The 24,377-nt window shown below is 68.0% G+C and carries 24 protein-coding genes, 1 tRNA gene, 1 pseudogene and 1 riboswitch; of the genes and pseudogenes, 11 read left to right on the forward strand and 15 right to left on the reverse strand.

What is annotated here, in order from left to right:
- Nucleotides 1-324 (forward strand): annotated as a pseudogene (locus AC5E6L_RS03555) (hypothetical protein); the annotation flags it as partial.
- Between the two features lie 114 nt (nt 325-438).
- Nucleotides 439-1,581 carry a site-specific DNA-methyltransferase gene (locus AC5E6L_RS03560; protein WP_491771320.1) on the forward strand — a complete coding sequence of 381 codons (1,143 nt, stop codon included), beginning with the start codon at nt 439-441 and terminating at the stop codon, nt 1,579-1,581.
- 120 nt (nt 1,582-1,701) lie between these two features.
- On the opposite strand, the gene mutY is transcribed toward AC5E6L_RS03560, so the two are convergent.
- Nucleotides 1,702-2,787: an A/G-specific adenine glycosylase gene (gene mutY, locus AC5E6L_RS03565; RefSeq protein ID WP_491771321.1), complete on the reverse strand. Its 1,086-nt coding sequence runs from the start codon at nt 2,785-2,787 to the stop codon at nt 1,702-1,704.
- Nucleotides 2,788-2,874: 87 nt separating this feature from the next.
- Here mutY and AC5E6L_RS03570 point away from each other — a divergent pair, with 87 nt between their 5' ends.
- From AC5E6L_RS03570 to AC5E6L_RS03590, 5 genes are all read left to right on the forward strand, one after another.
- Nucleotides 2,875-3,348 carry a DUF721 domain-containing protein gene (locus AC5E6L_RS03570; RefSeq protein ID WP_491230737.1) on the forward strand — a complete coding sequence of 158 codons (474 nt, stop codon included), beginning with the start codon at nt 2,875-2,877 and terminating at the stop codon, nt 3,346-3,348.
- 55 nt (nt 3,349-3,403) lie between these two features.
- Nucleotides 3,404-3,823, forward strand: coding sequence for a thiol-disulfide oxidoreductase DCC family protein (locus AC5E6L_RS03575; protein WP_491230736.1), 420 nt, complete (start codon nt 3,404-3,406; stop codon nt 3,821-3,823).
- Between the two features lie 7 nt (nt 3,824-3,830).
- Nucleotides 3,831-4,295 (forward strand): YcgN family cysteine cluster protein, encoded by a 465-nt coding sequence (locus AC5E6L_RS03580; RefSeq protein WP_491230735.1) that lies wholly within the window; start codon nt 3,831-3,833, stop codon nt 4,293-4,295.
- 108 nt (nt 4,296-4,403) lie between these two features.
- Nucleotides 4,404-5,003 carry a GNAT family N-acetyltransferase gene (locus AC5E6L_RS03585; protein ID WP_491771324.1) on the forward strand — a complete coding sequence of 200 codons (600 nt, stop codon included), beginning with the start codon at nt 4,404-4,406 and terminating at the stop codon, nt 5,001-5,003.
- Nucleotides 5,004-5,090: 87 nt separating this feature from the next.
- On the forward strand, nt 5,091-5,621 hold the full coding sequence (locus tag AC5E6L_RS03590) for a YHS domain-containing (seleno)protein (RefSeq protein ID WP_491771326.1): 531 nt from the start codon (nt 5,091-5,093) through the stop codon (nt 5,619-5,621).
- Between the two features lie 14 nt (nt 5,622-5,635).
- Here the strand turns inward: AC5E6L_RS03590 and AC5E6L_RS03595 are convergent, their stop codons facing one another.
- The gene (locus tag AC5E6L_RS03595) at nt 5,636-6,376 is read right to left on the reverse strand and encodes an SIMPL domain-containing protein (RefSeq protein ID WP_491771328.1); all 741 of its coding nucleotides are present in this window, start codon (nt 6,374-6,376) and stop codon (nt 5,636-5,638) included.
- A 131-nt stretch (nt 6,377-6,507) separates the two neighbouring features.
- Here AC5E6L_RS03595 and AC5E6L_RS03600 point away from each other — a divergent pair.
- Nucleotides 6,508-6,584 (forward strand) — tRNA-Ile (locus AC5E6L_RS03600).
- 176 nt (nt 6,585-6,760) lie between these two features.
- Here AC5E6L_RS03600 and AC5E6L_RS03605 read toward each other — a convergent pair.
- Nucleotides 6,761-7,897: an Mrp/NBP35 family ATP-binding protein gene (locus AC5E6L_RS03605; RefSeq protein ID WP_491771330.1), complete on the reverse strand. Its 1,137-nt coding sequence runs from the start codon at nt 7,895-7,897 to the stop codon at nt 6,761-6,763.
- 126 nt (nt 7,898-8,023) lie between these two features.
- Nucleotides 8,024-8,980: a homoserine O-succinyltransferase gene (locus tag AC5E6L_RS03610; RefSeq protein WP_491771332.1), complete on the reverse strand. Its 957-nt coding sequence runs from the start codon at nt 8,978-8,980 to the stop codon at nt 8,024-8,026.
- A gap of 47 nt (nt 8,981-9,027) precedes the next feature.
- Nucleotides 9,028-9,105, reverse strand: a riboswitch (SAM riboswitch).
- Nucleotides 9,106-9,296: 191 nt separating this feature from the next.
- Here AC5E6L_RS03610 and AC5E6L_RS03615 point away from each other — a divergent pair.
- Nucleotides 9,297-9,509, forward strand: a complete 213-nt coding sequence (locus tag AC5E6L_RS03615; RefSeq protein ID WP_491771334.1) for a hypothetical protein — start codon at nt 9,297-9,299, stop codon at nt 9,507-9,509.
- Between the two features lie 18 nt (nt 9,510-9,527).
- Here AC5E6L_RS03615 and AC5E6L_RS03620 read toward each other — a convergent pair whose 3' ends face one another.
- The 7 genes from AC5E6L_RS03620 to AC5E6L_RS03650 all read right to left on the reverse strand — a co-directional run bounded on the left by AC5E6L_RS03620 (nt 9,528) and on the right by AC5E6L_RS03650 (nt 20,024).
- A complete protein-coding gene (locus tag AC5E6L_RS03620; RefSeq protein ID WP_491771348.1) occupies nt 9,528-10,409 on the reverse strand; it encodes a 3-hydroxybutyryl-CoA dehydrogenase in 882 nt (293 codons plus the stop codon).
- A 197-nt stretch (nt 10,410-10,606) separates the two neighbouring features.
- Complete coding sequence (clpB, locus tag AC5E6L_RS03625) at nt 10,607-13,225, reverse strand: ATP-dependent chaperone ClpB (RefSeq protein WP_491229933.1); 2,619 nt, start codon at nt 13,223-13,225, stop codon at nt 10,607-10,609.
- A gap of 185 nt (nt 13,226-13,410) precedes the next feature.
- Nucleotides 13,411-14,118: a DUF4167 domain-containing protein gene (locus tag AC5E6L_RS03630; protein WP_491229934.1), complete on the reverse strand. Its 708-nt coding sequence runs from the start codon at nt 14,116-14,118 to the stop codon at nt 13,411-13,413.
- Between the two features lie 321 nt (nt 14,119-14,439).
- Nucleotides 14,440-15,303 carry a peptide chain release factor N(5)-glutamine methyltransferase gene (gene prmC / locus AC5E6L_RS03635; RefSeq protein WP_491771337.1) on the reverse strand — a complete coding sequence of 288 codons (864 nt, stop codon included), beginning with the start codon at nt 15,301-15,303 and terminating at the stop codon, nt 14,440-14,442.
- Between the two features lies 1 nt (nt 15,304).
- Nucleotides 15,305-16,381 (reverse strand): peptide chain release factor 1, encoded by a 1,077-nt coding sequence (prfA, locus tag AC5E6L_RS03640; protein ID WP_491229936.1) that lies wholly within the window; start codon nt 16,379-16,381, stop codon nt 15,305-15,307.
- Between the two features lie 32 nt (nt 16,382-16,413).
- Nucleotides 16,414-18,684: a phosphoenolpyruvate--protein phosphotransferase gene (gene ptsP, locus AC5E6L_RS03645; RefSeq protein ID WP_491771340.1), complete on the reverse strand. Its 2,271-nt coding sequence runs from the start codon at nt 18,682-18,684 to the stop codon at nt 16,414-16,416.
- A gap of 65 nt (nt 18,685-18,749) precedes the next feature.
- Nucleotides 18,750-20,024: an aspartate kinase gene (locus AC5E6L_RS03650; RefSeq protein WP_491771350.1), complete on the reverse strand. Its 1,275-nt coding sequence runs from the start codon at nt 20,022-20,024 to the stop codon at nt 18,750-18,752.
- Between the two features lie 136 nt (nt 20,025-20,160).
- Between AC5E6L_RS03650 and ubiG the strand changes: the two genes are divergently transcribed.
- Nucleotides 20,161-20,904, forward strand: coding sequence for a bifunctional 2-polyprenyl-6-hydroxyphenol methylase/3-demethylubiquinol 3-O-methyltransferase UbiG (gene ubiG / locus AC5E6L_RS03655; RefSeq protein WP_491229756.1), 744 nt, complete (start codon nt 20,161-20,163; stop codon nt 20,902-20,904).
- 81 nt (nt 20,905-20,985) lie between these two features.
- Here the strand turns inward: ubiG and AC5E6L_RS03660 are convergent, their stop codons facing one another.
- The 4 genes from AC5E6L_RS03660 to AC5E6L_RS03675 form a co-directional block, all read right to left on the reverse strand.
- Nucleotides 20,986-21,423, reverse strand: coding sequence for a DUF1178 family protein (locus AC5E6L_RS03660; RefSeq protein ID WP_491771342.1), 438 nt, complete (start codon nt 21,421-21,423; stop codon nt 20,986-20,988).
- Nucleotides 21,420-22,265, reverse strand: coding sequence for a carbon-nitrogen hydrolase family protein (locus AC5E6L_RS03665; RefSeq protein ID WP_491771344.1), 846 nt, complete (start codon nt 22,263-22,265; stop codon nt 21,420-21,422). The genes AC5E6L_RS03660 and AC5E6L_RS03665 overlap by 4 nt, the downstream gene beginning before the upstream one ends.
- Nucleotides 22,262-22,519: a glutaredoxin 3 gene (gene grxC / locus AC5E6L_RS03670; RefSeq protein WP_491229759.1), complete on the reverse strand. Its 258-nt coding sequence runs from the start codon at nt 22,517-22,519 to the stop codon at nt 22,262-22,264. The genes AC5E6L_RS03665 and grxC overlap by 4 nt, the downstream gene beginning before the upstream one ends.
- A gap of 89 nt (nt 22,520-22,608) precedes the next feature.
- Entirely contained in the window at nt 22,609-23,391 is a 783-nt protein-coding gene (locus tag AC5E6L_RS03675) for a ComF family protein (RefSeq protein ID WP_491229762.1), read from the reverse strand.
- Between AC5E6L_RS03675 and AC5E6L_RS03680 the strand changes: the two genes are divergently transcribed.
- Nucleotides 23,390-24,229, forward strand: coding sequence for a methyltransferase domain-containing protein (locus AC5E6L_RS03680; RefSeq protein WP_491771346.1), 840 nt, complete (start codon nt 23,390-23,392; stop codon nt 24,227-24,229). The genes AC5E6L_RS03675 and AC5E6L_RS03680 overlap by 2 nt on opposite strands.
- Nucleotides 24,230-24,377: the final 148 nt, after the last annotated feature.

Consider the following 24,377-nt stretch of genomic DNA (forward strand, 5'->3'; position numbering starts at 1 on the left):
GAGGTGGTTCATCAGGCGGTGATCACCGATGTCACGCGCACCTGCCGCTATCGCAACGGCCAGCTTCTCATGGCCGTGGCGGCGGCCGGCCGCGTGGTCAACGGCCCCATGGGCGCGCCGGGCGCGCTGGACCTGCCCGTCCGTGTGGCGATCCGCGCCGGCGACGAGCTGTCCTATTCGCAGCTCGGCCGCCTTGAGGTGATGATGGGCGGCGGCGCGACCCAGTTCATCTATCGCGACGACCAGATCGCGCTTCCCGAGCCCGAGGCGCGCAATCTCGTCGTGCTGGTCGGCTTCGACGAGGGCCCCTACGACACGCCCTGATCCCGGCGCCAGCCCGCAAGGGCGCTAACGTTTCGTTTACCATGGCGCTGAACGCCATGTTTACCCATCGCGGTAACCATGGGCCCGATCGCAGCTTCTCAGATCGGGTGCTTCATGTCTCGCGTACACCTGACCCTGCCGTCCGGCCGCAAGGCCCGACGGTCCGATCCGCCGCCGCTCCCGCTCGACACGATCGTTCCGGGCGATTGCGTGGCCGCCATGGAGCGGCTGCCGGAAAGGTCGGTCGACATGATCTTCGCCGATCCGCCCTACAATTTGCAGCTTGAGGGCGCCCTGCACCGGCCGGACCGCTCCAAGGTCGACGCCTGCGACGACGCCTGGGACCGTTTCGCCTCGTTCGAGGCCTACGATGCGTTCACGCGCGCCTGGCTTCTGGCCGCGCGCCGCGTCCTCAAGCCGACCGGCACGATCTGGGTGATCGGTTCCTACCACAACATCTTCCGCGTCGGCGCGTCCATGCAGGATCTGGGCTACTGGATCCTCAACGACGTCATCTGGCGCAAGACCAATCCGATGCCGAACTTTCGCGGCCGCCGGTTCCAGAACGCGCACGAGACGCTGATCTGGGCCAGCCGGGACCAGAAGGCCAAGGGCTACACCTTCAACTATGAATCGCTGAAGGCCGCCAATGAGGACCTGCAAATGCGGTCGGACTGGCTTTTCCCGATCTGCACCGGCGGCGAACGGCTCAAGGACGAGAACGGCGACAAGGTCCACCCGACCCAGAAGCCCGAGGCGCTGCTCGGCCGGCTCATGCTGGCCGCATCGAAACCCGGCGACGTGGTGCTCGACCCGTTCTTCGGCACCGGCACGACCGGCGCGGTCGCCAGGCGCCTTGGCCGGCATTTCATCGGCATCGAGCGTGAGCGCGCCTATATCGAGGCGGCCGAACGGCGCATCGCCGCGGTCGAGCCGATCGACGGGGCCAACCTGACGCTCGTCTCCGGCAAGCGCGCCCAGCCGCGCGTCGCCTTCCTCGCGCTCATCGAGGCGGGCCTTCTCGCGCCGGGTGCGACCCTGACCGACGCCGGGCGGCGCTGGACCGCGACCGTGCAGGCCGATGGTTCGCTGCGCGTCGGCAGCGACCAGGGTTCGATCCACAAGATGGGTGCGCGCGTGCAGGGTTTCGATGCCTGCAACGGCTGGTCTTTCTGGCACTACGAGGACGCCTCGGCTCTCAAGCCGATCGACGCGCTGCGCCAGCAGGTGCGTGACCGGATGGCCGCCGCTGGCTGACCGGCCGCCCATTGCCGCCCGGCGCCGTTCACGCCAGGCCAACACCGAAGCGCCGCAGGTCCGCGCGCCCTCCATTTGCCGCTGTCGAACACGATGCGGCGAATGGTCATGGCCGCTCCCTCAAAACGCGTCCGGCAGAGCGCGGGCGATTGCCTTTTTCATGACGGTGGGCAGCGCCTCGCCGGCGAGCGCGCCGGGTTCGGACCACCATTGCCGGCCCTTCGGCTGGGCGTCCCCGGTCGCCTTCCAGACCGTCAGTTCGAGCACGAAATGGGTGAAGACATGGCCGACCGTGCCGCACCGCTGCCAGCCGGGCCCTTCGACCGGCGCGGCGCCGGCGTCCGTCGCGCCGTCTGCGCGCGCCGTCCACCCCGAGGTGGGAACCTGCGCCATGCCGGCCAGAAGGCCCTTGTCCGGCCGCTTTTCCAACAGCACCGCTCCGTCGGGCCGGACCAGCACGAAGGCCGCGCCCACGCGCGTCGGCTTGTCCTTCTTCGGCGGCTTGACGGGGAAGCGCTCCGGCTCGCCGGCCTGAAGCGCCGCGCAATCGTTCCGCAGCGGGCAGTGCAGGCAGGCGGGCCGCCTTGGCGTGCAGATCGTCGCGCCCAGATCCATCATCGCCTGCGCGAAATCGCCCGGCCGCGCCGGATCGAGCATATCGGCCACCAGCGCCCGGATGGCCGGCTTGGCCCTGGGCAGCGGCGTGTCGATGGCTTCCAGCCGCGTGACGACGCGTTCCACATTGCCGTCGACGACTGGCGCGGGGATGTCGAACGCGATCGAGGCGATCGCCGCCGCCGTGTACTCGCCGATGCCGGGCAGGGCGCGCAGCGCGTCCAGGTCGGCCGGGAACCGCCCGCCATGATCGGCCATCACCGTGTCGGCGCATTTCTTGAGGTTGCGGGCGCGCGAATAATAGCCGAGCCCCGCCCAGGCCTTGAGGATGTCGTCTTCGGGCGCGGCGGCCAGCGCGGCCAGATCGGGCCAGCGCGCGGTAAAGGCGTGAAAATAGTCGCGCACGGCGGCGACCGTGGTCTGCTGAAGCATGATCTCCGACAGCCAGACGCGGTAGGGGTCGGGCCGGACGCCGCCCGCCCGCGCGCGCGGACCCACGCGCCAGGGCAGTTCGCGCGCATGGGTGTCGTACCAGGCAAGAAGCCCTGCGGCCGGGCTGTCGGAGATGGCGGAATCGGAGGAACCGAGCATGGACGCAGATAGGCAGGGACGGCCGCCATGCGCAATGGCGCGCCGCCGCCGCTTCCATCTCGTGGCGGAACGCTCTAGTCTTCGGCGATGGCCAAGCCCGCCGCCCGTCTCGTCAACGCCGTTCTCGACCCGGTGCTCGCAAAGCGCGCCGGCCTGTCGCTGTCGCTTGTCGATGCCTGGCGGGAGATCGCCGGCGCGCGCCTCGCCGAGGCGTCCTGTCCCCTCAAGATCGACTGGCCGCGCCGCGCCCATCGGGACGATCCGTTCGAGCCGGGCGTTCTGGTCGTGGCGGCGGAGGCGGCGGCCGCGCTGCACATCCAGCACCAGGGGGACGAAATCGTCGCGCGGATCAATGCCTTCATGGGCTTTGAGGCCATCGGCCGGATCAAGCTGGTCCAGAAGAGGCTGACCGTGGAAGCGCCCGCGCCCAGGCCCGCCCGCCCCCTCAGCGCCGAACAGCGGGACCGGATCGAAGCGCTCGCTGCGGAGTTCGACGATGAGGGGCTGCGTCAGGCCGTTCGGCGTCTCGGCCGCAGCGTGATCGCCGAGCGCGGCCGGTGACAGGCGGCAATCGGTCCGGCTGGTCCGCTTCCGTTTGGGCTCTATTTGCGTCTTCATGAGAACGCCAAAGAACGACACGGCGCCCCGTTCGGCCCGCGCGGCAATCGAGGTCTTCTATGACGGCGATTGCCCGGTCTGCCGGATCGAGGTGGGCTATTATGCCCGGATTGATCGGATCGGCGCGATCGTCTGGACCGACATTGCGGCGCTGACCGAGGCGCAATTGCCGGCCGGCAGGACGCGCTCGGAATTGCTCGGCCGTTTCCACGCGCGCGAGCGCGATGGCGGCCGATGGCATGTGGGCGTCGATGCCTTTGCCCGCATCTGGCGCGTCCTGCCGGTCTGGCGGCGCTTTGCCTTCCTGTTTTCGGTGCCGGGGCTTCGCGGCCTGGCCGAAATGGGCTATCGGGGTTTCCTGCGCTGGCAACGATGGCACCGCGCCCGCCGCGCCGAGGCGGCGCGCAACGCCGCTTGAGGAGACCATGTCCGCCGACCCGGCCGCACAACGCCCGTTCTGGGAGACCAAATCGCTCGCCGAGATGACCGCGCGCGAATGGGAAAGCCTGTGCGACGGATGCGGCAAGTGCTGCATGTCCAAGCTGATCGACGAGGAAACGGACGAGATACACCATACCACCGTCGCCTGCCGCCTGTTCGATGCCGCCACCTGCCGTTGCTCCGACTATGCGAACCGGCAGGACGAGGTGGCCGACTGCGTGCGTCTGACGCCGGACAATGTCCGCGAACTGGCCTGGCTGCCGAAGACCTGCGCCTACCGGCTGGTCGACGAGGGCAGGCCGCTCCACGATTGGCATCCGCTCGTCTCGGGCGATCCGATGAGCGTGCACGAGGCCGGCATGTCCGTTTTGGGGCGCGTGACGGCGCATGAACAGGATATGGCCCATGACGGCGACTATCTCGACCATCTCGTCGGCGGGGATCTGTGACCCAGCCATTGCCGTCGGCGCGGCGAAAGCCGGTGTCCGGCCGGAAAAGGGAAGGATCGGCCGCGTGACCGCCCGCTGCAATGCCACCGAACGGATCGCGCAGGTCTCATGGCGGGCGTGATCGACGTCCGGCCCCTGACGGCGATGGAGGCCGAGGCGCGCTTTGACGATCTGGCGCGTCTGCGCATCGCCGTCTTCCGCGCCTTCCCCTATCTCTATGACGGCGACATGGCCTATGAGCGGCGCTATCTCGCCACCTATATGGACGCGCCGGGCGCCTTCGTCGCCGGCGCGTTCGACGGCGATGCGCTGGTGGGCGCGTCGACCGCCGCGCCCCTTGGCGCGCACAAGGACGCGTTCGCCGCGCCTTTCGCCGCAAGGGGCCTCGACCCGGACGATTTCTTCTATTTCGGCGAATCGGTGCTGTTGCCGGACTATCGCGGACGGGGCGCGGGCGTCGCCTTCTTCGATCTGCGGGAGGCCGAAGCGCGGCGGCAGGGCTTTGCGCAATGCCTGTTCTCGGCCGTCATCCGCCCCGACGATCATCCCTTGCGTCCGGCCGGCCATGTTCCGCTCGACGGGTTCTGGACCCGGCGCGGCTATGTCCGGCTCCACGGCGTTCGCACGCGGTTCGCCTGGAGGGATGTTGGCGAGCCGCACGAGACGGACAAGCCGATGGAGTATTGGATCAAGTCCCTGGGGGCCTGACCCAGGTTCGATTCACGCAGATGTGTGCCGGTGTCACCAGATGCGATTTGAACGGGTGTCCGCCGTTTGGCACGTTCTGGCGGACCGATGCTTGAACCGATGGAGATCGCCATGGCCAGCCATTTCGTCCGCGGCAAAGTCAAGTCCGCCACCGCGCGGCTCGACCGGCGCGCCTTCCTGGCGCTGGGCGGCGGGGCCATGGCCGTGGCCGCTCTTGCGGCCAGCGCCCGCCATGCCCGCGCCGGCCGCACCAATCTCGACGGCGGCGTCGCCGTCAAGGGTTACGATCCGGTCGCCTATTTCACGCAAACGGCCGCCGTGCGCGGCGATGCCTCGATCGCCGTCGACCATGACGGCGCCACCTACCGTTTCGCTTCCGCCGGCAATCGCGATGCGTTCCTTGCCGGCCCGGCCCGCTTCGTCCCGCAATATGGCGGCTTTTGCGCTTATGCGGTCGCCAACGGCTATACGGCGGCGATCGACCCGGAAGCCTTCACCATCCATGACGGCAGGCTGTACCTCAACCTTTCCAAGGGCGTACGCCGCCGCTGGGAGCGCGACATTCCCGGCAATATCGCCAAGGGCGACGCCAACTGGCCGGCGCTTTCGGCCGGCTAAGGCGACGAACCGTTCTACCGGTCGAGTTCGAACGTCACGTTCACGCTGACTCGGTAGGTGTTTTCGCCCGCCGCGACCGGCACGGGCACCGCCGCTTCGGCGGCCATGTTCGTCATCGCCGCGCGCGCCAAGGGCATTGGTCCAGGCTCCGGGGCCCGTTCGGAGATCGACAGGATCGGACCCAGCCCGATGCCCGCCGCCCCGGCGAGGGTTTCGGCCTTGGCGATGGCGTTCCGCACGGCTTCGGTCCGCGCTTCGGCGATCGCCGCCGACGGGTCGTCATTGATGAAGGTGATCCCGCCGCCCTGGTTCACGCCGAGCGTGACGGAAGCGTCCAGGATCGCGCCGAGCCGGCCGAGATCGCGAATGCGCACGGTCAGCGAATTGGAGACCTTGTAGCCGGCAATACGCGGCACCGGATGCATGCCGCCGGCGGGCTCGGGATAGACAAGGTGCGGCTGGATGCCGAAGTTCGACGTCTGAAGGTCGCGCGCCTCGATCCCTTCGGCCCGCATCGCTTCGAGCACGCCGGCCATCGCCTCCGTGTTCGCATCGAGCGCCTCGCGCGCCGTTTCGGCTTCGCGCAGCACCGTCAGGTGGATGACCGCCATGTCCGGCGCGATGTCGGCGGTGCCGGTGGCGGAGACGGAAATCCGCGGTGTGACGGCGCCTTCGGCGGCAAGCGCCGGGCCGCCGGCCGCAAATGCGAACAGGGCGGCGAAGGCGGCGGTCCGGAAAAATCGGTTGGCGTTCACGGCTTGGTCCTCGTTCTTTGTTCCCCGGTGCGAGCGTTGACCGAAAAATGGGCGCGAATTGTGGTGCCGCTTGCATTGTCGCGCTGCTCGCTTGCCCCCATTTTCCCTTTCCGCTAGGCACGGGCGGCGTGGGGCCCGTAGCTCAATTGGTCAGAGCCGGCGGCTCATAACCGCTTGGTTGGGGGTTCGAGTCCCTCCGGGCCCACCACTCAACAAAAAAAGCATTGTTTTTCATGCCTTTTTTGCGCTTCTCCCCGAACCCTGATTCGAGGTGCGGGGTATGATGTTCTCGATTTCGCCTGCGAGGCGCTGCGAAGACTGTGCGCCAAGCCGGGCCCGGACGCTTCGGCCCGACCCAATCCGTCAAATGCCGTGATCGGATATCTAATCGAAGATGATGGCGGGTGCCGGTCTTGCCCCCGCGCCCGCGCTGAGGGCCGCCGCCACCTGCGCGCCGATCGCGGTGTAGATCGCCGCGTGCGGGCCGTCCGGTTCGGCCACGGCGATCGGCGTGCCCGCGTCCGAGGTCTCGCGTATGGCCATGACCAGCGGCACCTCGCCCAGAAACGGCACGCCGAGGCGCCCGGCCTCCTCCCTGGCGCCGCCATGGCCGAAGATATCGTAGCGCCGGCCCGTGTCGGGGGCGACGAAATAGCTCATGTTCTCGACGATGCCGAGCAGGGGCACATTGACCTTCTCGAACATTTTGAGCCCCTTGCGCGCGTCGATCAGGGCCAGATCCTGGGGCGTCGACACGATCACCGCGCCGGACAGCGGCACGTTCTGCGCCATGGTCAGTTGCGCGTCTCCCGTGCCCGGCGGCATGTCGACCACCAGCACGTCGAGATCGGACCAGGCGACCTCGCGCAGCATCTGCGTGATCGCCGAAACCACCATCGGCCCGCGCCAGATCATCGGCGTTTCCTCTTCCACCAGGAAGCCGATCGACATGGCCTGAAGGCCGTACTTCTCGACCGGCTTGAGGATGCGGCCCTCGATCTGCTGCGGCTTGGCGTCCCTGAGCGCCAGAAGGCGCGGCAGGGAGGGGCCGTAAATGTCGGCGTCCAGGATGCCGGTCTTGAGGCCCGACACCTTGAGCCCGAGCGCCAGATTGATCGCGGTGGTCGACTTGCCGACCCCGCCCTTGCCCGAGGCGATGGCGATGATGTGCCGGACGCCGGGCACGTCGGGCTTGGCCCGGTCGGTGACGGGGCGGCGCCCCGCGGCGGGAGCCTGCGGCGGCGGGGCCGGCGGGACGTCCCCGCGCGTCTTCTTCTCGGCGGTCAGGGCGACCATCGCGCTTTTGACGCCCTTGATGGCGGTGACGGCCTTTTGCGCGGCCTGGCGCACCGGTTCGAGCTCTGGGGCCTCGTCGGCGGCGCAGGTGATCGAAAAGAAGACCTTGCCGTCGGCGACGAAGATGTCCGAGATCATGCCGGCCTCTACGAGATCGCGTCCGTCGGGCAGGGCGATCCGGCGCAACGCGTCTTCAACGGCGGCCTTGGTCGGTGCGTCGGTCATGTCGGGTCATAGCTCGTGAACGCGGTGGATCCGGCGGCTGAAACGGCCAGACGATAGCAGATATTTTCGGCCGCCCGGACATGGCGGCGCCCGCGCGAAACGGACCGGCCCCGGCGGTCGTCCGGTTCAGGCGGCCGGATCGCGGGCGTCACGGTTCACCTGCCTGCCGGTTCCGATCTCGGCGACGTCGAAGGGCGTTGTCTGATAGGTCTGGTTGATCCAGTTGCCGAACAGCAGGAAGGCATGGCTGCGCCAGCGGTTGAGCGGCTTGTTGTCCGGGTCGTCGTCGGGGAAGTAGTTGCGCGGCACCTCGATCGAGGTTCCTGCTCCGACGTCGCGGCGATACTCGTCGGCGAGCGTGGTCGAGTCATATTCGATATGGTTGAAGATGTAGAGCCGGTTGGCGAAGGCCTCGTGCAGCAGGCACAGGCCGGTTTCGGCCGATTCCATCAGCACTTCGAGCGATCCGTCGGCGGGCAGTTCGCTGCGGCGCATCTCGGTCCATCGGGAGACCGAGATCTGAAAATCGTCCGAGAAGCCGGCCAGATAGGGCGAGGCCGGGTTCAGGTTCCTGTGCCGATAGACGCCGAAGGCCTTCCTGGACAGGGTGTGCTTGGGCACCTTGTGGAAGTGCCAGGCGGCCGCCATCGCGCCCCAGCAGATGAAGAAGCTCGAATGGACGTGCGTGGCGGTCCAGTCGAGGATGCGCTTGAGTTCCGCCCAGTAGGTGACATCCTCGAACGGCAGGGTCTCGATCGGCGCGCCGGTGACGACGAAGCCGTCGAACTTGCGGTCCCTTATCTCGTCCCAGGTCCGGTAAAAGGAGATCAGATGGTCCTCGGACGTGTTCTTGGACCTGTGGTTGCCGATCCGCACCAGCGTCAGCTCCACCTGAAGCGGCGTCGAGCCGACCAGCCGCGCGATCTGCGTCTCGGTCCTGATCTTGTCGGGCATCAGGTTCAGCAGGCCGATCTGCAACGGCCTGATGTCCTGGCGCGTGGCCATCTTCTCGTCCACGACCATCACGCCCTCGGCCAGAAGCGTGTCGCGGGCGGGCAGGGCGTCGGGGATCTTGATCGGCATGGCGTCACTCGTGCGAAACAAAACCGGCGGCGAATGCTCGCTGCCGGTCCCATCGCGTCTCGGTCCTTTAGCGAGTTGTTTTACGTGGCTGCAAGCCGACCGGCCAAATCACCACGGAAAGACCTTTCTAGACGGCGGGCGCCCGCCGGTCAATCACCTCCGCGCGCGCGTGCCTGCGATGACAGGGCGATGAAATTTTGTGCGGCGCACAATCCCGCCTTGAATAGGACCGATTCATGGCTAGGATCGCCGCTGTCGGGGAGGACCAGAGCGTTCAATCTCATGACAGGACGCTCTAAACGCAACGGAGTTCGTCATGGCCTCGCCGCCCGCCTCGTCCGGTGTCATCGCCTTCCCGCAACCGTCCCGGCAAAGGAGCGCCCCCTCGCGCGGGGCCGCGCCGCCGATGCGCAAGGGCGTCCTGCGCGGCGCCATGGCGCGCCGGCTGGCCGACCTGCCGGCCCTGTGCGCGACCGGCATGCCGGAAAGAGGCGACAGGTCCGACGGCAGCGTGTCGCCGCTCTACTGACCGGTTTCGCGGCGCGGCCTATCGCGTGGGAACCGGCGTGTCGCCGCGATAGTCGTAAAAGCCGCGGCCCGTCTTGCGGCCGAGCCAGCCCGCCTCGACATATTTGACCAGGAGCGGGCACGGCCGGTACTTGGAATCGGCCAACCCGTCATGCAGCACCTGCATGATGGCAAGGCATGTGTCGAGCCCGATGAAGTCGGCCAGTTCCAGCGGGCCCATCGGATGGTTGGCGCCCAGCTTCATCGCCGTGTCGATCGCCTCGACCGAGCCGACCCCCTCATAGAGCGTGTAGATCGCCTCGTTGATCATGGGCAGCAGGACGCGGTTCACGATGAAGGCCGGAAAGTCCTCGGAAACGGTCGCGGTCTTGCCCAGCCTGTCCACATAGGCGCGCGCGAGATCGAAGGTCGCGTCGGCCGTGGCGATGCCCCGCACCAGTTCGACCAGCTTCATGCGCGGCACCGGGTTCATGAAGTGAATGCCCATGAAGCGCTCCGGCCGGTCGGTCGCCGCCGCGAGCCGCGTGATCGAGATGGACGAGGTGTTGGACGCGATCATCGCCTCGGGCGCCAGAACCGGGCACAGATCGGCGAAGATGCGGCGCTTGACCTCCTCGTTCTCGCTGGCCGCCTCGATCACCAGATCGCAGCCGGAAAGGTCCTGCATCGTGCCGCCGGCCGAGATTCGCGACAGGATCGCGGTGCGCTCGGCCGCCTCCATCCGGCCGGCGTCGACCTGTTTCCGCGTGCCGGCCGCGACCTTGTCGAGCCCGCTCCGCGCGGCCTTCTCGGACACATCGCAGATGATGACCGTGTAGCCCGCCGCGGCCGATACCTGGGCGATGCCGCCGCCCATCTGCCCGGCGCCGATCACGCCGATCGTCTTCAGATCATCGATCATCGCAGCCATTGGGTTTCCTCTTTCGCGCTTGCCGCGCGATTTTGGCGCTTGTGCGTCGCAATGTAAATCGCTGCGCCGCAACGGACGGCGCGGGGCGGGCAATCAGCCGATGAATGTCACCGCAAAGCCACGGCGGATCGGCCGCGCAAGCTCAAGCCCATTCCGATTCGTCAGGCGCACGCAGCCGACGCTTTCGTTCAGGCCGCTTCCTCGGCGCGATCCTCGTTGGCGGCGGCGACCGGCTTGAAGTTGAGCCGGTCGGAGCCTTCGAGCACCTTGACGTGCGAGCCGTCGGCGATCTCGCCGCCCAAGATCTTCTCGGCGAGCGGATCCTGCACCTGCTTCTGGATCACCCTTTTCAGGGGTCTTGCGCCGTAGGCGGGATCGTAGCCCTTGTCGGCCAGCCAGCGGCGGGCGTCGCCGTCGAGCCTGAGCGTGATCTTGCGCTCGGCGAGCAATGTTTCGAGGCGTTGGAGCTGAATGTCGACGATCGCGCCCATATCGGCCTTTTGCAGGCGCTGGAACAGGATCACCTCGTCCACGCGGTTCAGGAACTCCGGTCTGAACGCGGCCCGCACGACGCCCATGACGTCCTCGCGCACCCGGTCGACCTGTTCGCCCTCGCCGAGATTGACGAGGAACTCGGCCCCCAGGTTCGAGGTCATGATGATGACCGTGTTGCGGAAATCGACCGTGCGGCCCTGACCGTCGGTCAGGCGGCCGTCGTCGAGCACCTGCAACAGCACGTTGAAGACGTCCGGATGGGCCTTTTCGATCTCGTCGAACAAAATGACCTGGTATGGCCGGCGGCGCACCGCCTCGGTCAGAACGCCGCCTTCCTCGTAGCCGACATAGCCGGGCGGCGCGCCGATCAGCCGGGAGACGGCGTGCTTTTCCATGAACTCGCTCATGTCCACGCGCACCATGGCGTGCTCGTCGTCGAACAGGAAGTTCGCAAGCGCCTTGGTCAGCTCGGTCTTGCCGACGCCGGTGGGGCCCAGGAAGATGAACGAGCCGATCGGCCGGTTGGGGTCCTGAAGGCCCGCGCGGGCGCGCCGGACGGCCTTGGAGACGGCCCGCACGGCCTCGCCCTGGCCGACGACGCGCCTTGCGATCTCGTCTTCCATGCGCAACAGCTTTTCGCGCTCGCCTTCGAGCATCTTGTCGACCGGAATGCCGGTCCAGCGCGAGACGATGTGGGCGACGTGATCGGGCGTGACGGTCTCCTCGACCATCGAGCCGGCATCGCCGTCGCCGCGCGCCTCGGCTTCCTCCAGCTTGCGTTCCAGTTCGGGAATGCGCCCATAGGCCAGTTCGCCGGCGCGCTGGAATTCGCCCTGGCGCTGGGCGATGGCCAGTTCGTTGCGCGCCTCGTCCAGGTCGCGCTTCAGGTCGGCGGCGGTGCCGAGCTTTTCCTTTTCGGCCTGCCAGGTGGCGGTCATCTGCGCCGATTCCTCCTCAAGGCCCGCCAGATCCTTTTCCAGCGCTTCGAGCCGCTCCTTCGATGCGCGGTCGGTCTCCACCTTCAGCGCCTCGCGCTCGATCTTGAGCTGGATGATTCGGCGGTCGATCTCGTCGAGCGCCTCGGGCTTGGAGTCCACCTGCATCCTGAGGCGGGAGGCGGCCTCGTCCACAAGGTCGATCGCCTTGTCGGGCAGGAAGCGGTCGGTGATGTAGCGGTTGGAGAGCGTGGCGGCCGCAACGAGGGCGGAGTCCGAGACCCGCACCTTGTGGTGCTGTTCGTACTTCTCCTTCAGCCCGCGCAGGATCGACACCGTGTCCTCGACGGTCGGCTCGCCGACGAAGACCGGCTGGAACCGGCGGGCGAGCGCTGCGTCCTTTTCGACATGCTTGCGGTATTCGTCGAGCGTGGTGGCGCCGACGCAATGCAGTTCGCCGCGCGCCAGCGCGGGCTTGAGCAGGTTGGAGGCGTCCATGGCGCCGTCCGCCTTGCCGGCCCCGACCAGCGTGTGCATCTCGTCGATGAACACGATAATGGCGCCGTCGGCGCCCTGCACCTCGGACAAGACCGCCTTGAGCCGCTCCTCGAACTCGCCGCGATATTTCGCCCCGGCGATCAGCGCGCCCATGTCGAGCGCCATAAGCTGCTTGTCGCGCAGGCTCTCGGGCACGTCGCCATTGACGATGCGAAGCGCCAGGCCCTCGGCGATGGCGGTCTTGCCGACGCCGGGCTCGCCGATCAGGACCGGATTGTTCTTGGTGCGGCGCGACAGGACCTGGATGGCGCGGCGGATTTCCTCGTCGCGGCCGATCATCGGGTCAAGCTTGCCTTCGCGGGCGTCTCCGGTGACGTCGCGGGCATATTTCTTCAGCGCGTCATAGCCGCTCTCGGCGCTCGCCGTGTCGGCCGTGCGGCCCTTGCGGATGTCGTTGACGACCTGGTTGAGCGCTGCTGGCGTGACGCCGGCCTTGGCCAGTATGTCGGCGCTTTTCGCCGATTTCTCCATCGCCAGCGCCAGCAGCAGCCGTTCGACGGTGACATAGGTGTCGCCGGCCTTCCTGGCGATCTGCTCGGCGGTGGTGAAGACCTTGGCGAGCGGCTGGGCCAGATAGAGCTGGCCATTGCCGCCCTCGACCCTTGGCAGCGCGTTCAGGGCCGTTTCCACGCCCAGGCGCACGTCCCTGGCGTTGCCGCCGGCGCGCTCGATCAGCGAGGCCGCCATGCCTTCCGCATCGTCGACAAGCACCTTGAGGACGTGCTCGGGGGTGAATTGCTGGTGGCTCGATCCCAGCGCCAGCGTCTGGGCGGACTGGATGAAGCCGCGCACGCGTTCGGAATAATTGTCCGGATTCATCGTGTGTCTCCAATCTTCCGGTCACCCCCGATGGGCGATGACGGGTTCCAATCGATGACGGGCTCCCGACAAGCGGCGAGCCCTTGCGATTGCGATATGGGGACGTTCCGGACGGGAAAAAAGACAGGTGCGATAAAAACAAGGGGCCCCAAGGCCGCCGCCGGGGAAGCGCCGGCGCGCGCTGCCTATTCGGCGGCGACCGCCGTTTCCGACGGGTCCGACCCGTCGGCCGACCCGTCAGGTCCGGCGTCATCGCCGCTCTTGCGGGGCCGGCGCGTCCGCTTGGGCTTTTCCTTTTCCGCCGTCTCGGCCACGCCTTCCTGCTGCGCCTGCTCCTGGCGCACCTCGGCGGGCGTGCCCTCGATCACCGGCTGCGGCAATTCGCTCGCATCGGCGGCGGCGGGCGGGGCGGCCTCGGCGTCGCCGTTGCCGCCGGCTTCGGCCGGAACCCCGTCGCGTTCGTCGTTGCGATCGCGGCGGCGGCGCTGACGGCGCCCCTGCTGCTGGCCGTCCTCCTGGCCTTGCTCCTTCACCGCCTGTGCCTGCGCCGCCTGTGTCTGCACCGTCTGTGCCTGCCGGTCCTCGCCATTGGCGGGCTGCTGGCCTTCGGGCTGTTCGTCCTCATCGTCGCGGTCTTCGCGCTGCGGCGGCTGGGCGGCGAGGATGATGCGGTTGTAGTGCTCGGCGTGCTGGAGGTAGTTCTCCGCCATCACGCTGTCGCCGGACGACAGCGCATCGCGCGCCAGCGTCGCATATTTGTCCGCGATCACCTGGGCGTTGCCGCGAATCTTCACATCGGGCCCATTGCTCTCATAGCTGCGCTGGAGCGGGTTCTGATTGCGGCGGCCGCCTCCGCGGTTGCGGGAGCGGCGTCCTTGTTGCTGTGGTCTCATCAAACTCTCTTAATTGTCGTACTTCGGCGTTTCGTCGCGGGGCGCGTCAAGGCGCCGGAGAGGGAAAGGTGTACGCGGGTCGAACCGGTCCTGCGGCGCGGCAAGCACATCACATGCGACAGCTCCCAATCGTTTCAGATCGCCCCTGCGATTTGTCGTGGCTGGACAGCGCACCGCCGGCTCGACGGGCCTTGCGGGATCGAATTTGTCGCTGTCGGTTGCCTGACTGCCGACCGGTCCGAGGTTCGGCACTTTTGCACAGTGGTAGCGAGCCAAGCACAAATTGCCAAGGCATTTTTTCGCATCCGCGCCGAAATCGTGTTACCGGCTGAACAAAATCGCCCTTTCGACGCCGCCCAGATCGCGCGCGCCGGCTGCGACCCTAAGGCCGGCGGCGGTGAAAAGGCCGTCCACCGCCGCCCGCTGGCCCTTGCCGATCTCGACCGCGATCCGCCCGTCATCGCTCAGATGGGGCAGGGCGCGGGCGGCGATGGTGCCATAGGCGTTCAGCCCGTCCGACCCGCCGTCGAGCGCCGTCAGCGGATCGTGATCGCGCACGTCCGGATCGAGCGTCGGGATCGTTGCCGTGGGCACATAGGGCGGGTTGGAGACGATCAGGTCGAACCGGCCGCGCACGTCGGAAAACCAGTTCGAATGCAGCGTCTCGAAGCGATCCGTCAGCCCGAGTGCCTGGGCGTTGCGCCGAGCCATGTCGAGCGCCTGGGGCGCGATGTCGCTGCCGACCGCCTTCGCGCCGGGCACCTCGCCGAGAATTGCCAGCGCGATCGCGCCGCTGCCCGTGCCCAGATCGAGCACCCGGCACGCGCCGTCCGCTTCGGCGCGTCGTCGCACGAAGGGAAGGACCAGATCGACGAGCGCTTCGGTATCCGGCCGGGGCACCAGCGTGTGGCCGTTCAGCGACAGCGGCAGGCCGTAGAATTCGCGCCAGCCGATGATGCGATGCACCGGTTCGTGGCCCATGCGCCGGGCGACCGCCGTCTTGAGCGCGCCGTGCTGGCGCGGGTTCAGGACGTGCTCGGGCCGCGTCAGCCGGTCGAGCGCGGTCAGCCCGGTCGTGTGCTCGACCAGAAGCGTGACGTCGAGATCGGGCGTCGGCGAGCCGGCCCGCGACAGGTGCGCGACCGCATCCTCATAGGCGGACTGAAGCGTTGCCGTTGCCGTCATCTCAGCCGGTCGCCTCCTCGGTCAGAAGGCGCGCCTGATGGTCGGCGACCAGAGCGTCGATGATTGCGTCCAGATCGCCTTCCATCACCCGGTCGAGCTTGTAGAGCGTCAGATTGATGCGGTGGTCGGTGACGCGGCCCTGCGGGAAATTGTAGGTGCGGATGCGCTCGGACCGGTCGCCCGAGCCGACCTGGAGGCGGCGGGCCTCGGAGCGCGCGTCGGCCGCCTTGCGGCGCTCCTCGTCGAACAGGCGCGCGCGGAGTATCTCCATGGCGCGCGCGCGGTTCTGGTGCTGCGACTTTTCCGACTGCACCACGACGATCCCGCTCGGGATGTGGGTGACGCGAACGGCCGAATCGGTGGTGTTGACGTGCTGGCCGCCGGCTCCCGAGGCGCGCATCGTGTCGATCCTTACCTCATCGGGCCCGATCGCGATGTCGACCTCCTCGGCCTTGGGCAGCACGGCCACGGTCGCCGCCGAGGTGTGGATGCGCCCGCCGGCCTCGGTCTCCGGCACGCGCTGGACCCGATGGACGCCGGACTCGAACTTGAACCTGGAAAAGACGCTGCGCCCCGCCACCTCGGCGATGATCTCCTTGTAGCCGCCCGCATCGCCCTGCGAAGCCGACAGGACCGTCATCTTCCAGCCATGGGCGGCCGCGTGGCGCTCGTACATGCGGAACAGGTCTCCGGCGAACAGGGCCGCCTCCAGCCCGCCCGTGCCGGCGCGGATCTCCAGGATCGCGCTTTTCTGATCCGCGGCGTCGCGCGGCAGGAGCAGGATGCGGATATCGTCCCGGAGCCGGTCGATGCGCGCGTCGATCTGCGCCAGTTCATCTTCGGCCAGGGCGCGCATCTCGGCGTCCGTCTCCGCCTCGCCGCGCATCGCCTCAAGGTCGTCGCGCTCTGAAACCGCGCTCCGAAAGGCGCGAATCTTGCGCGCAATGTCCTCCAGTTCGGCATATTCGGCGGCCAGCTTGACATAAGTCCCGCTGTCGGGGCTCGCGGCCATCTGCGCTTCGAGCATGTCGAAGCGCTTGACCATCTGGTCCATCTTGTCGGCGGGCAGGTCGAGCATGGTCGAGGTTTTGGGCGGCGGAGCGCCGGCTGTCAAACGCCGATTTGGCGCGCGTCGGCGAACCCTTGCAGGGCGGACCGGATATCGGCGGCCGGCGCGCCGGTTTCAAGGGCCTGGCCGATGACCGCCGCCAGGGCCGACAGGTCCGTCTTCAGGATCGCCGCCTTGACGGGGCCGATCGCCGCCGGAGACATGGACAGGGTCGTGATGCCCAGCGCGGCCAGCGCCAGCGCTTCGAGCGGCCGGCCGGCCATCTCGCCGCAAAGGGTCAGTGGCGTGCCGTGCCGTCCGGCCGCTTCCGCCGACGCCTTGAGCGCGCGCAGGAAGGCCGGCGAAAGCGCGTCGAACCGGTCGCCGATCAGCGCGTTGCCCCGGTCGGCGGCATGCATGAACTGGAACAGGTCGTTCGAGCCGATCGAGACGAAATCGACGCTGTCCATGAGCCGGTCCAGATCGAACAGAAGCGAGGGCACTTCGAGCATCGCGCCCAGCCGCAGCGCCAGCGGCAGGCCGTGTCCGAAGCGCGACAGGTGCTTGACCTCGCGCATGATCAGCGCCCGCGCCTGATCGATCTCGCGCAAATCGGTCACCATCGGCAGCATGACGCGCAATTCGCGCCCCGCCGCCGCCTTCAGCAGCGCGCGCATCTGGGTGCGCAAAAGCCCGGGCCGGTCGAGGGCGAGGCGCACCGCCCGCCAGCCCAGCGCGGGGTTTTCCTCGTCGGCCGCGTTGCGGAAATAGGGCAGCACCTTGTCGCCGCCGATGTCGAGCGTGCGAAACGTGACGGGCCTGCCGCCCGCCGCATCGAGCACGGAGCGGTAGAGCCTTTGCTGGGCCTCGGCGCGCGGGAAGGTGGCCGCGATCATGAATTGCAGCTCGGTCCGGAACAGGCCAATGCCTTCGGCGCCCGACTGTTCGACCTGCGGCAGGTCGACGAGCAGTCCGGCATTCATCAACAGCGTGACGCGCTGTCCGTCGGCGCTGACGGCCCTGGTGTCCCTGAGCGCGCCATATTCGGCCTGACGCCGCGCGCGGAAGCGGACCTTTTCGGCGTAAGCGGCCTCGACATCGGCCTGCGGACGCAAATGGACGTGCCCGTCCAGGCCGTCGACGATCACCGCATCGCCCGAATCGGACATGGCGACCATGCCCTTGGCGCTGCCGGCGACCGGTATGCCCATGGCGCGCGCCACGATCACCACATGGCTGGTCGGCGCGCCCTCTTCGAGCACGATGCCGCGCAGCCGGTCGCGCGGATAGTCGAGCAGTTCGGCCGCGCCCATGTTGCGGGCGACGATGATGGCGTCCTCGGGCAGGACCAGCGTCCGGTCAGCCGCATCGCCGCTGACGAGCTGGCGCATCAGCCGGTTGGACAGATCGTCGAAATCGTTCATCCGCTCGCGCAGATAGGGGTCGGTGACCGTGGCCAGCCGCGCGCGCATGTCGCTCTGCACCTTCTCGACGCCGGCCTCGGCGGTCAGCCCGTTCCGGACCGCCTCCTCCATGCGCTGCACCCAGCCCTTGTCGTGGGCGAACATCCGATAGGTTTCCAGCACGTCGCGATGCTCGCCTTCGAGCGCCATGTCGCCGCGGGCGAGCATGTCGTCGATCGTCAGGCGCAGGCTCGACAGCGCCTTGCCGAGCCGTTCGAGCTCGCGTTCGGTATCGTCGTGGAACAGGTCGGTGACGACGACGCGCGGCTCGTGCAGCACCACATGGCCCAGGCCAATGCCCTCCGAGAGCGGCGCGCCATGGTGGGAGACGGGTTTGGCCAGGTCCAGTTCGACGCCGGCCGAGGACAGGCTCTTCAGATCGCCGGCGGCGATCATCTCGCCGATGACCATGGCGACGGTCTCCAGCGCCTCGCCCTCGTCCTCGCCATAGACCCGGTGCGCCTCGTTCTGCACGACGAGCACGCCGAGCGTGCGGCCCGCGCGCAGGATCGGCACGCCCAGGAACGCGTTGTAGAGCTCCTCGCCCGTCTCTGGCAGATATTCGAAGGCCGGGTGCTTTTGCGCCTCGGCGAGGTTGAGCTGGCGCGAACTGGCGGCGATCGTGCCGACGAGCCCCTGGCCCAGGCGCAGCTGCGACTGGTGCACGGCCTTGGGGTTGAGGCCGACCGTCGCGTAAAGTTCGAGCACGCCGTCGGCGCGGAGCGCATAGACCGAGCAGACCTCGGCGACCATCGAGCGGGCGATCTGGCCGACGATGCGGTCGAGTCGCTCCTGCGGCGCCATCGGCTCCGCCATGATCTCGCGGATGCGCTTGAGCAGCACGCGCGAGGCGGCATCCTTGTCGCGCATCACCCTATGCTCCATCGTGACGTGGCGTCGGACCGGCGCTCATGACGCCAATCTGGACCGGCCGGTCAGCCCTTGTCGAGACCGTAGACGCCGTGCAGCGTGCGCACGGCGAGTTCGGCATAGGCGCCGTCGATCAGGATCGAGATCTTGATCTCGGAGGTGGTGATCGCGCGGATGTTGATCGATTTTTCGGCCAGCGCCTTGAAGGCTGTGGCCGCGACGCCGGCATGAGAGCGCATGCCGATGCCGATCACCGACACCTTGACCAGGCCCGTTTCGGACTGGACCGTGTCGTAGCCGATCGCCGCCTTGCTGGCGTCGAGCGCGGCCAGCGCCGTGTCGACATCGCCCGTGGGCACGGTGAAGGTCATGTCGGTGAACTGGCCGTCGGCCGAAATGTTCTGCACGATCATGTCGACATTGATGCCGGTTTCGGCGAGCGGGCCGAAGATGGCCGCCGAGATCCCCGGCCGGTCGGCCAGCCGGCGCAGCGAAATCTGCGCCTCGTCCTTGGCATAGGCGATGCCGGTGACGGTTTCCTGTTCCACGATCTCGTCCTCGTTGCAGATCAGCGTTCCGGGCGGGTTGTCGACGTCGTCCATGCCCGGTGCGTCGGGCGCATCGAAGCTGGAGCGCACGAAGGTGCGCACATTGTGCACCATGGCCATCTCGACCGAGCGCACCTGGAGCACCTTGGCGCCCAGCGAGGCCATTTCCAGCATCTCCTCGAAGGTGATCCTTGAAAGGCGGCGCGCGGCCGGCTCGATGCGCGGGTCGGTGGTGTAGACGCCGTCGACGTCGGTGTAGATGTCGCAGCGGTCGGCCGAAATCGCCGCGGCGATCGCCACCGCCGACGTGTCCGAGCCGCCGCGCCCGAGCGTTGCGATGCGATTGTCCGGACCGATGCCCTGGAAGCCGGCGACGACGGCGACCTGGTTCATGGCCAGCCGTTCGAGCAGGACCGGGCTGTCGATCGCCTCGATGCGGGCGGCGCCGTGCGCATTGTCGGTGTTGAGCGGGATCTGCCAGCCCTGCCAGGATCGGGCGTCGACCCCCATCGATTGCAGCGCGATCGCCAGAAGGCCGCTCGTCACCTGTTCGCCCGAGGCGACGATCGCATCATATTCGCGCGCGTCGTAAAAGGCGGCATTGGCGCCTGCCACTAGCGGCATCCGACGTACCCAGTCGGCCAGCTCGTTGGTCTTTCCCGCCATGGCCGAGACCACCACCGCCACCTGATGGCCGGCCTCGACCTCGCGCCTGACGTGTCGCGCCACATTGCGGATGCGGTCCAGATCGGCGACGGAGGTGCCGCCAAATTTCATCACGATGCGGGCCATGGCGCGGGAGTCCGGCGGGTGCTGGTCGAGGAACGGGCGGTCCATAGCCGAACATGCCGCACCCCGCAAGCAAGCCGACGGGTTGACTTCGACGCGCCATCGCCCGACTTCGGCTGCAATGGAAAGGACCATCGCCATGACCGACAGCGCGACCACCATCGATCCGGCCGAAGTGGACCGGTTCTCCAGACTGGCGGCCGAATGGTGGAACCCCAAGGGCAAGTTCAAGCCGCTGCACAAGTTCAATCCGGTGCGGCTGACCTATATTCGCGACACGGTGTGCGCCCATTTCGGCCGCGATCCGAAGGCGGCCGCGCCGTTCGCCGGCCTTCGCCTGCTCGATATCGGCTGCGGCGGCGGTCTCTTGAGCGAGCCGATGGCGCGGCTGGGCGCCGGTGTTGTCGGGGCGGACGCATCCGAAACCAACATCGAGGTCGCAAAGATCCATGCCGCCCAATCGGGCGTTGCGGTGGATTATCGGGCGACGACGTCCGAGGCGTTGCAGGAGGCGGGCGAGACGTTCGATGTCATCCTCAACATGGAGGTGGTCGAGCATGTCGCCGATGTCGATCTGTTCCTTAAATCGTGCGCGGCGATGGTGCGGCCCGGCGGACTGATGTTCGTTGCGACGATCAACCGGACGGTGAAGGCCTGGGGGCTGGCGATCGTCGGCGCCGAATATGTGCTGGGCTGGCTGCCAAGGGGCACGCACCGTTACGACAAGCTCGTCAGGCCCCCGGAGATCGATGCGGCGCTCGCCGGCACCGGCGTCGAGGTTTTCGACCGGTCGGGCGTTTTCTACAATGTGCTGGCCGACCAATGGCGTCTGTCGCGGGACATGGACGTCAACTATATGGTGGTGGCGAAGCGAGCGGATTGAGGTCCGCCCTGCCGGTCGGGGTCAGGGAAACTCGGGGCAGGGGACCAACGCTGCCGGCATGCGCCGCCACCACATCCGATCTCAGTTCAACTCCTCGGGCAGGTCCGGCAGCGGCATGATCTCGACGCCCTCTTCGACCAGGCTTTCCACCTCCTTGGGGGCGGCCTTGCCATAGATCGGCTTGGCGTCCGTTTCGCCATAATGCATCTTGCGCGCTTCTTCCGGAAAACGGGCGCCGACATCGTGCGCCTGGGCCTTCACCTGCCGCGTGACCTCGCGCATCTTGTCGAGCATCTCGCGGCGGATTGCCTGGCCTGCGGCCACCATCACCGCTTCCTTGCGCGCATCCCTTGACCGGCCGGTTGCGACCTGCGGCGCCATCAGCGTCTTTGCGATGCGGATCGAACCGCATTGCGGGCACTCCACGAAGCCGCGCTTTGCCTGGGTTTCGTAGTCTTCGTTCGAGCGGAACCAGCCCTCGAAGCGGTGGTCATTGTCGCATTGAAGCGTGAACTTCATCGTTTCGGTTCGTCCTGTCGGTCCCGATGCGTGTAGGGCCGCCCATTGTTCAGATTCGGAATGCGTCCGCGGGCGGCGGCCGTCGCCGAAACCTCTATATCGGCCACGACCAGCCCCGGCGCGTCATCGCCCTTGTCGGCGATGATGGCGCCCCATGGGTCAAGGATCAGTGAATGGCCGTAGGTTTCGCGTCCGTCCGCGTGCTGCCCGCCCTGCGCCGCGGCGATCACGAAGGCGCCGTTCTCGATCGCCCGCGCCCGCAGCAGTACGTGCCAGTGCGCCTCGCCGGTCTGGCGCGTGAAGGCCGCCGGCACGGTGAGGATGTCCGCGCCGGCGCGGGCCTGGTCGCCGAACAGGTTGGGAAAACGCAGATCGTAGCATATCGCCAGCCCCAGGCCCGTCCCGTCGCAATCGGCGACGACCATCCGTTCGCCGGGCGCGTAGATCGCCGATTCGCGCCAGCTTTCGCCATTGGGGAGATCGACGTCGAACATGTGGATCTTGTCGTAGGTCGCCACGAGCGCGCCGTCCGGCGCAAAGAGCACGGCGCGGTTGGCCACCTTGCCGTCGGCGCGGCGGATCGGCGTCGAGCCGACATGCAGCCAGATGCGGTGGCTTTCAGCCAGTGCGGCCGCGGCCGCCAGGAGCGGATCGTCCCGCTGCGTGCTGATCGCCGCCATCAGCGCGGCGCGGTCCTTCTGGACGAGCCCGGTCATCTCCGGCGTCTGGACATAGCGCGCGCCGGCACCGGCGGCTTCGTCGACCAGCGCGGTGAAGGCGGCGACGTTGGCGGCCGGATCGGTGCCCGAACGCATCTGGACGGCGGCGACGCGCATCGTCATGCCGCCAGCAGCGCGTCGAGCTTGCCGGCGCGCTCCATCGCCATCAGATCGTCGCAGCCGCCGACATGGGTGTCGCCGACGAATATCTGCGGAAAGGTCGCGCGGCCGCCGGCCTTTTGGATCATCTCGCGCTTGAGCGCCGGGTCGAAGCTGGCATCGTGCTCGACATAGGCAATGCCCTTTGCGTCGAGCAGCCGCTTTGCGGCGGTGCAGAAACCGCACAATTGCCGTGTATAGAGTGTGACTTGTGCCATCGCTATCGTCTTTCCGGTCGTATCTCGGTCCGGTGCGATATAGGCCGCGCGCGGGCCCGTTGAAAGCCCATGGTCTTCCGGCGCGCCGATCACGTGTTGGTGTGGCCGGCGACGACGCGCGAGAAGGTGAGCACGGCGACGCTCGCCGCCCCCGCCCTTTTCAGCGCCCCGGCGGCGGCCTCCACCGTCGCGCCCGTGGTCAGCACGTCGTCGACGAGCAGGACCCCGCGGCCATGGACGGTGATGCGCCGGTCGGCGGGCACGGCGAAGACGCCGCGCACATTGGTCCGGCGCTGCGTTGCGGTCAGGCCGACCTGCCGGCGGGTGCGGCGGGCGCGCAGCAGGACGGCCGGCTCCATCGGCAGGCCCGTCCGCGCGGAAAGCGCGCGCGCCAGTTCGGCGGACTGGTTGAACCGCCGGGTCCAGAACCGCAGCCAGTGCAGCGGCACGGGCACGATCACATCGGCGCCGGCGACCAGTTCCGTGCCCGCCCGCGCCATGAAGCGGGCCATCCAGGGCGCAAGGTCGGTGCGGTCGTTGTATTTGAGGCGGGTCACCATCTGGCGGGCGACCCCGGCATGGATGCAGGCCGCGCGCGCCTTGTCGTAGGCGGGCGGGTTGGCCAAGACGTCCGCGCTCACCATATGGCCACCGAAGTCATGGGCGAACGGTGCGCCGCTCGTCTCGCAGAAAGGGCGTTCGATGAAGGCGATATCCGTCCAGCACCGGGCGCAAAGCGCGCCATGGCGTTGGACATGACGACCGCAGGCAAGGCATGCGTCCGGGAACAGGACCGCGCCGGCGATCCGCCCGGCGGTTCGCGCCCACAGGCGGGCATGCGCGGATAGAGGCCGTTCGGCGGGGGACCCGATGTCATCCATGCGAGCCATTATCGACAAAAAGCAGCTTGCCGCAAACCGGGCCAGGGCGGCGCGCCTGGCGGTCGAAGGCGCCGACTTTCTGCTCGCGCGGGCGCTCGGCGAGCTTGCCGACCGGATCGCCGTGACGAAGCGCCCGTTCGGGCGGGCGCTCGCGGTCGGCTGGCACGGGCGGCGGACGGCGGACTGCCTTGAGGCGACCGGCAAGGTCGAAGCCTGCGCGCTGGCCGATTTCGATGCGGCCGAGCGGCTGGAGGCGGCGCCCGGCGCGGCCGATCTCGTCGTCAGCCTGATGGGGCTTCACGAACTCGATGACCTGCCCGGCGCCCTGATCCAGATGCGGCGCGCGCTGCGGCCCGACGGGCTGCTGCTCGCCTGCGCGCCGTCGAGCGGCACGCTCGCCGAACTGCGCGACAGCCTGACCGCGGCCGAGATGGCCGTCAGCGGCGGGGTCTCGCCCCGCATCCTGCCTTTCATGGATGTGCGCGATGCGGGTGCGCTGTTGCAACGCGCCGGCTTTGCGCTGCCGGTCGCCGATCATGAGGCCGTGACGGTGCGCTACGACACCGCGCTCGATCTGATGCGCGATCTGCGGGCGATGGGCGCGACCAACGCGCTGGCCGCAAGGCCGAAAGGGCTGGCCTCACGGGCCCTGTTCATGGCCGCCGCGCGGCACTATGCCGATCGTCACGCCGATCCGGACGGCCGCGTTCGGGCGACGTTCGCCTTTGTGTGGCTGTCGGGCTGGTCGCCCGATGCGAGCCAGCCCAAGCCGCTCAGGCCGGGCAGCGCGACGCATTCGCTCGCCGCAGCGCTCAAGGACAGGAGCTGACGGCCGGTCGGGCCGTTTCGGCCGATGATCGGGATCCCGGTCCAGGGCCTGTGCGGGCCCGAAACCTGATTATGAAACGCTCTAGAATCAAAGACCTGCTAGTGTCCTGATCGAATCTGAAGTTCGTACGGAGCATGCTGCGTAACGA

The sequence above is a fragment of the Roseitalea sp. genome, assembly GCF_984466335.1.

Bases quoted from the DNA above. Each gene is read 5' to 3' on its own strand.
- prfA (WP_491229936.1), bottom strand. From the start codon at position 16,381: ATGCTCGACCTGCCCGCCGACAAGATGGACCAGATGGTCAAGCGCTTC.
- AC5E6L_RS03680 (WP_491771346.1), top strand. From the start codon at position 23,390: ATGTCATCCATGCGAGCCATTATCGACAAAAAGCAGCTTGCCGCAAAC.
- ubiG (WP_491229756.1), top strand. From the start codon at position 20,161: ATGACCGACAGCGCGACCACCATCGATCCGGCCGAAGTGGACCGGTTC.
- AC5E6L_RS03620 (WP_491771348.1), bottom strand. From the start codon at position 10,409: ATGATCGATGATCTGAAGACGATCGGCGTGATCGGCGCCGGGCAGATG.
- AC5E6L_RS03605 (WP_491771330.1), bottom strand. From the start codon at position 7,897: ATGACCGACGCACCGACCAAGGCCGCCGTTGAAGACGCGTTGCGCCGG.
- AC5E6L_RS03650 (WP_491771350.1), bottom strand. From the start codon at position 20,024: ATGGCCCGCATCGTGATGAAATTTGGCGGCACCTCCGTCGCCGATCTG.
- AC5E6L_RS03610 (WP_491771332.1), bottom strand. From the start codon at position 8,980: ATGCCGATCAAGATCCCCGACGCCCTGCCCGCCCGCGACACGCTTCTG.
- AC5E6L_RS03665 (WP_491771344.1), bottom strand. From the start codon at position 22,265: ATGACGATGCGCGTCGCCGCCGTCCAGATGCGTTCGGGCACCGATCCG.
- AC5E6L_RS03585 (WP_491771324.1), top strand. From the start codon at position 4,404: ATGGCGGGCGTGATCGACGTCCGGCCCCTGACGGCGATGGAGGCCGAG.
- ptsP (WP_491771340.1), bottom strand. From the start codon at position 18,684: ATGCGCGACAAGGATGCCGCCTCGCGCGTGCTGCTCAAGCGCATCCGC.
- AC5E6L_RS03660 (WP_491771342.1), bottom strand. From the start codon at position 21,423: ATGAAGTTCACGCTTCAATGCGACAATGACCACCGCTTCGAGGGCTGG.
- AC5E6L_RS03575 (WP_491230736.1), top strand. From the start codon at position 3,404: ATGAGAACGCCAAAGAACGACACGGCGCCCCGTTCGGCCCGCGCGGCA.
- AC5E6L_RS03570 (WP_491230737.1), top strand. From the start codon at position 2,875: ATGGCCAAGCCCGCCGCCCGTCTCGTCAACGCCGTTCTCGACCCGGTG.
- AC5E6L_RS03580 (WP_491230735.1), top strand. From the start codon at position 3,831: ATGTCCGCCGACCCGGCCGCACAACGCCCGTTCTGGGAGACCAAATCG.
- mutY (WP_491771321.1), bottom strand. From the start codon at position 2,787: ATGCTCGGTTCCTCCGATTCCGCCATCTCCGACAGCCCGGCCGCAGGG.
- clpB (WP_491229933.1), bottom strand. From the start codon at position 13,225: ATGAATCCGGACAATTATTCCGAACGCGTGCGCGGCTTCATCCAGTCC.
- grxC (WP_491229759.1), bottom strand. From the start codon at position 22,519: ATGGCACAAGTCACACTCTATACACGGCAATTGTGCGGTTTCTGCACC.
- AC5E6L_RS03615 (WP_491771334.1), top strand. From the start codon at position 9,297: ATGGCCTCGCCGCCCGCCTCGTCCGGTGTCATCGCCTTCCCGCAACCG.
- AC5E6L_RS03560 (WP_491771320.1), top strand. From the start codon at position 439: ATGTCTCGCGTACACCTGACCCTGCCGTCCGGCCGCAAGGCCCGACGG.
- AC5E6L_RS03590 (WP_491771326.1), top strand. From the start codon at position 5,091: ATGCTTGAACCGATGGAGATCGCCATGGCCAGCCATTTCGTCCGCGGC.
- AC5E6L_RS03630 (WP_491229934.1), bottom strand. From the start codon at position 14,118: ATGAGACCACAGCAACAAGGACGCCGCTCCCGCAACCGCGGAGGCGGC.
- prmC (WP_491771337.1), bottom strand. From the start codon at position 15,303: ATGACGGCAACGGCAACGCTTCAGTCCGCCTATGAGGATGCGGTCGCG.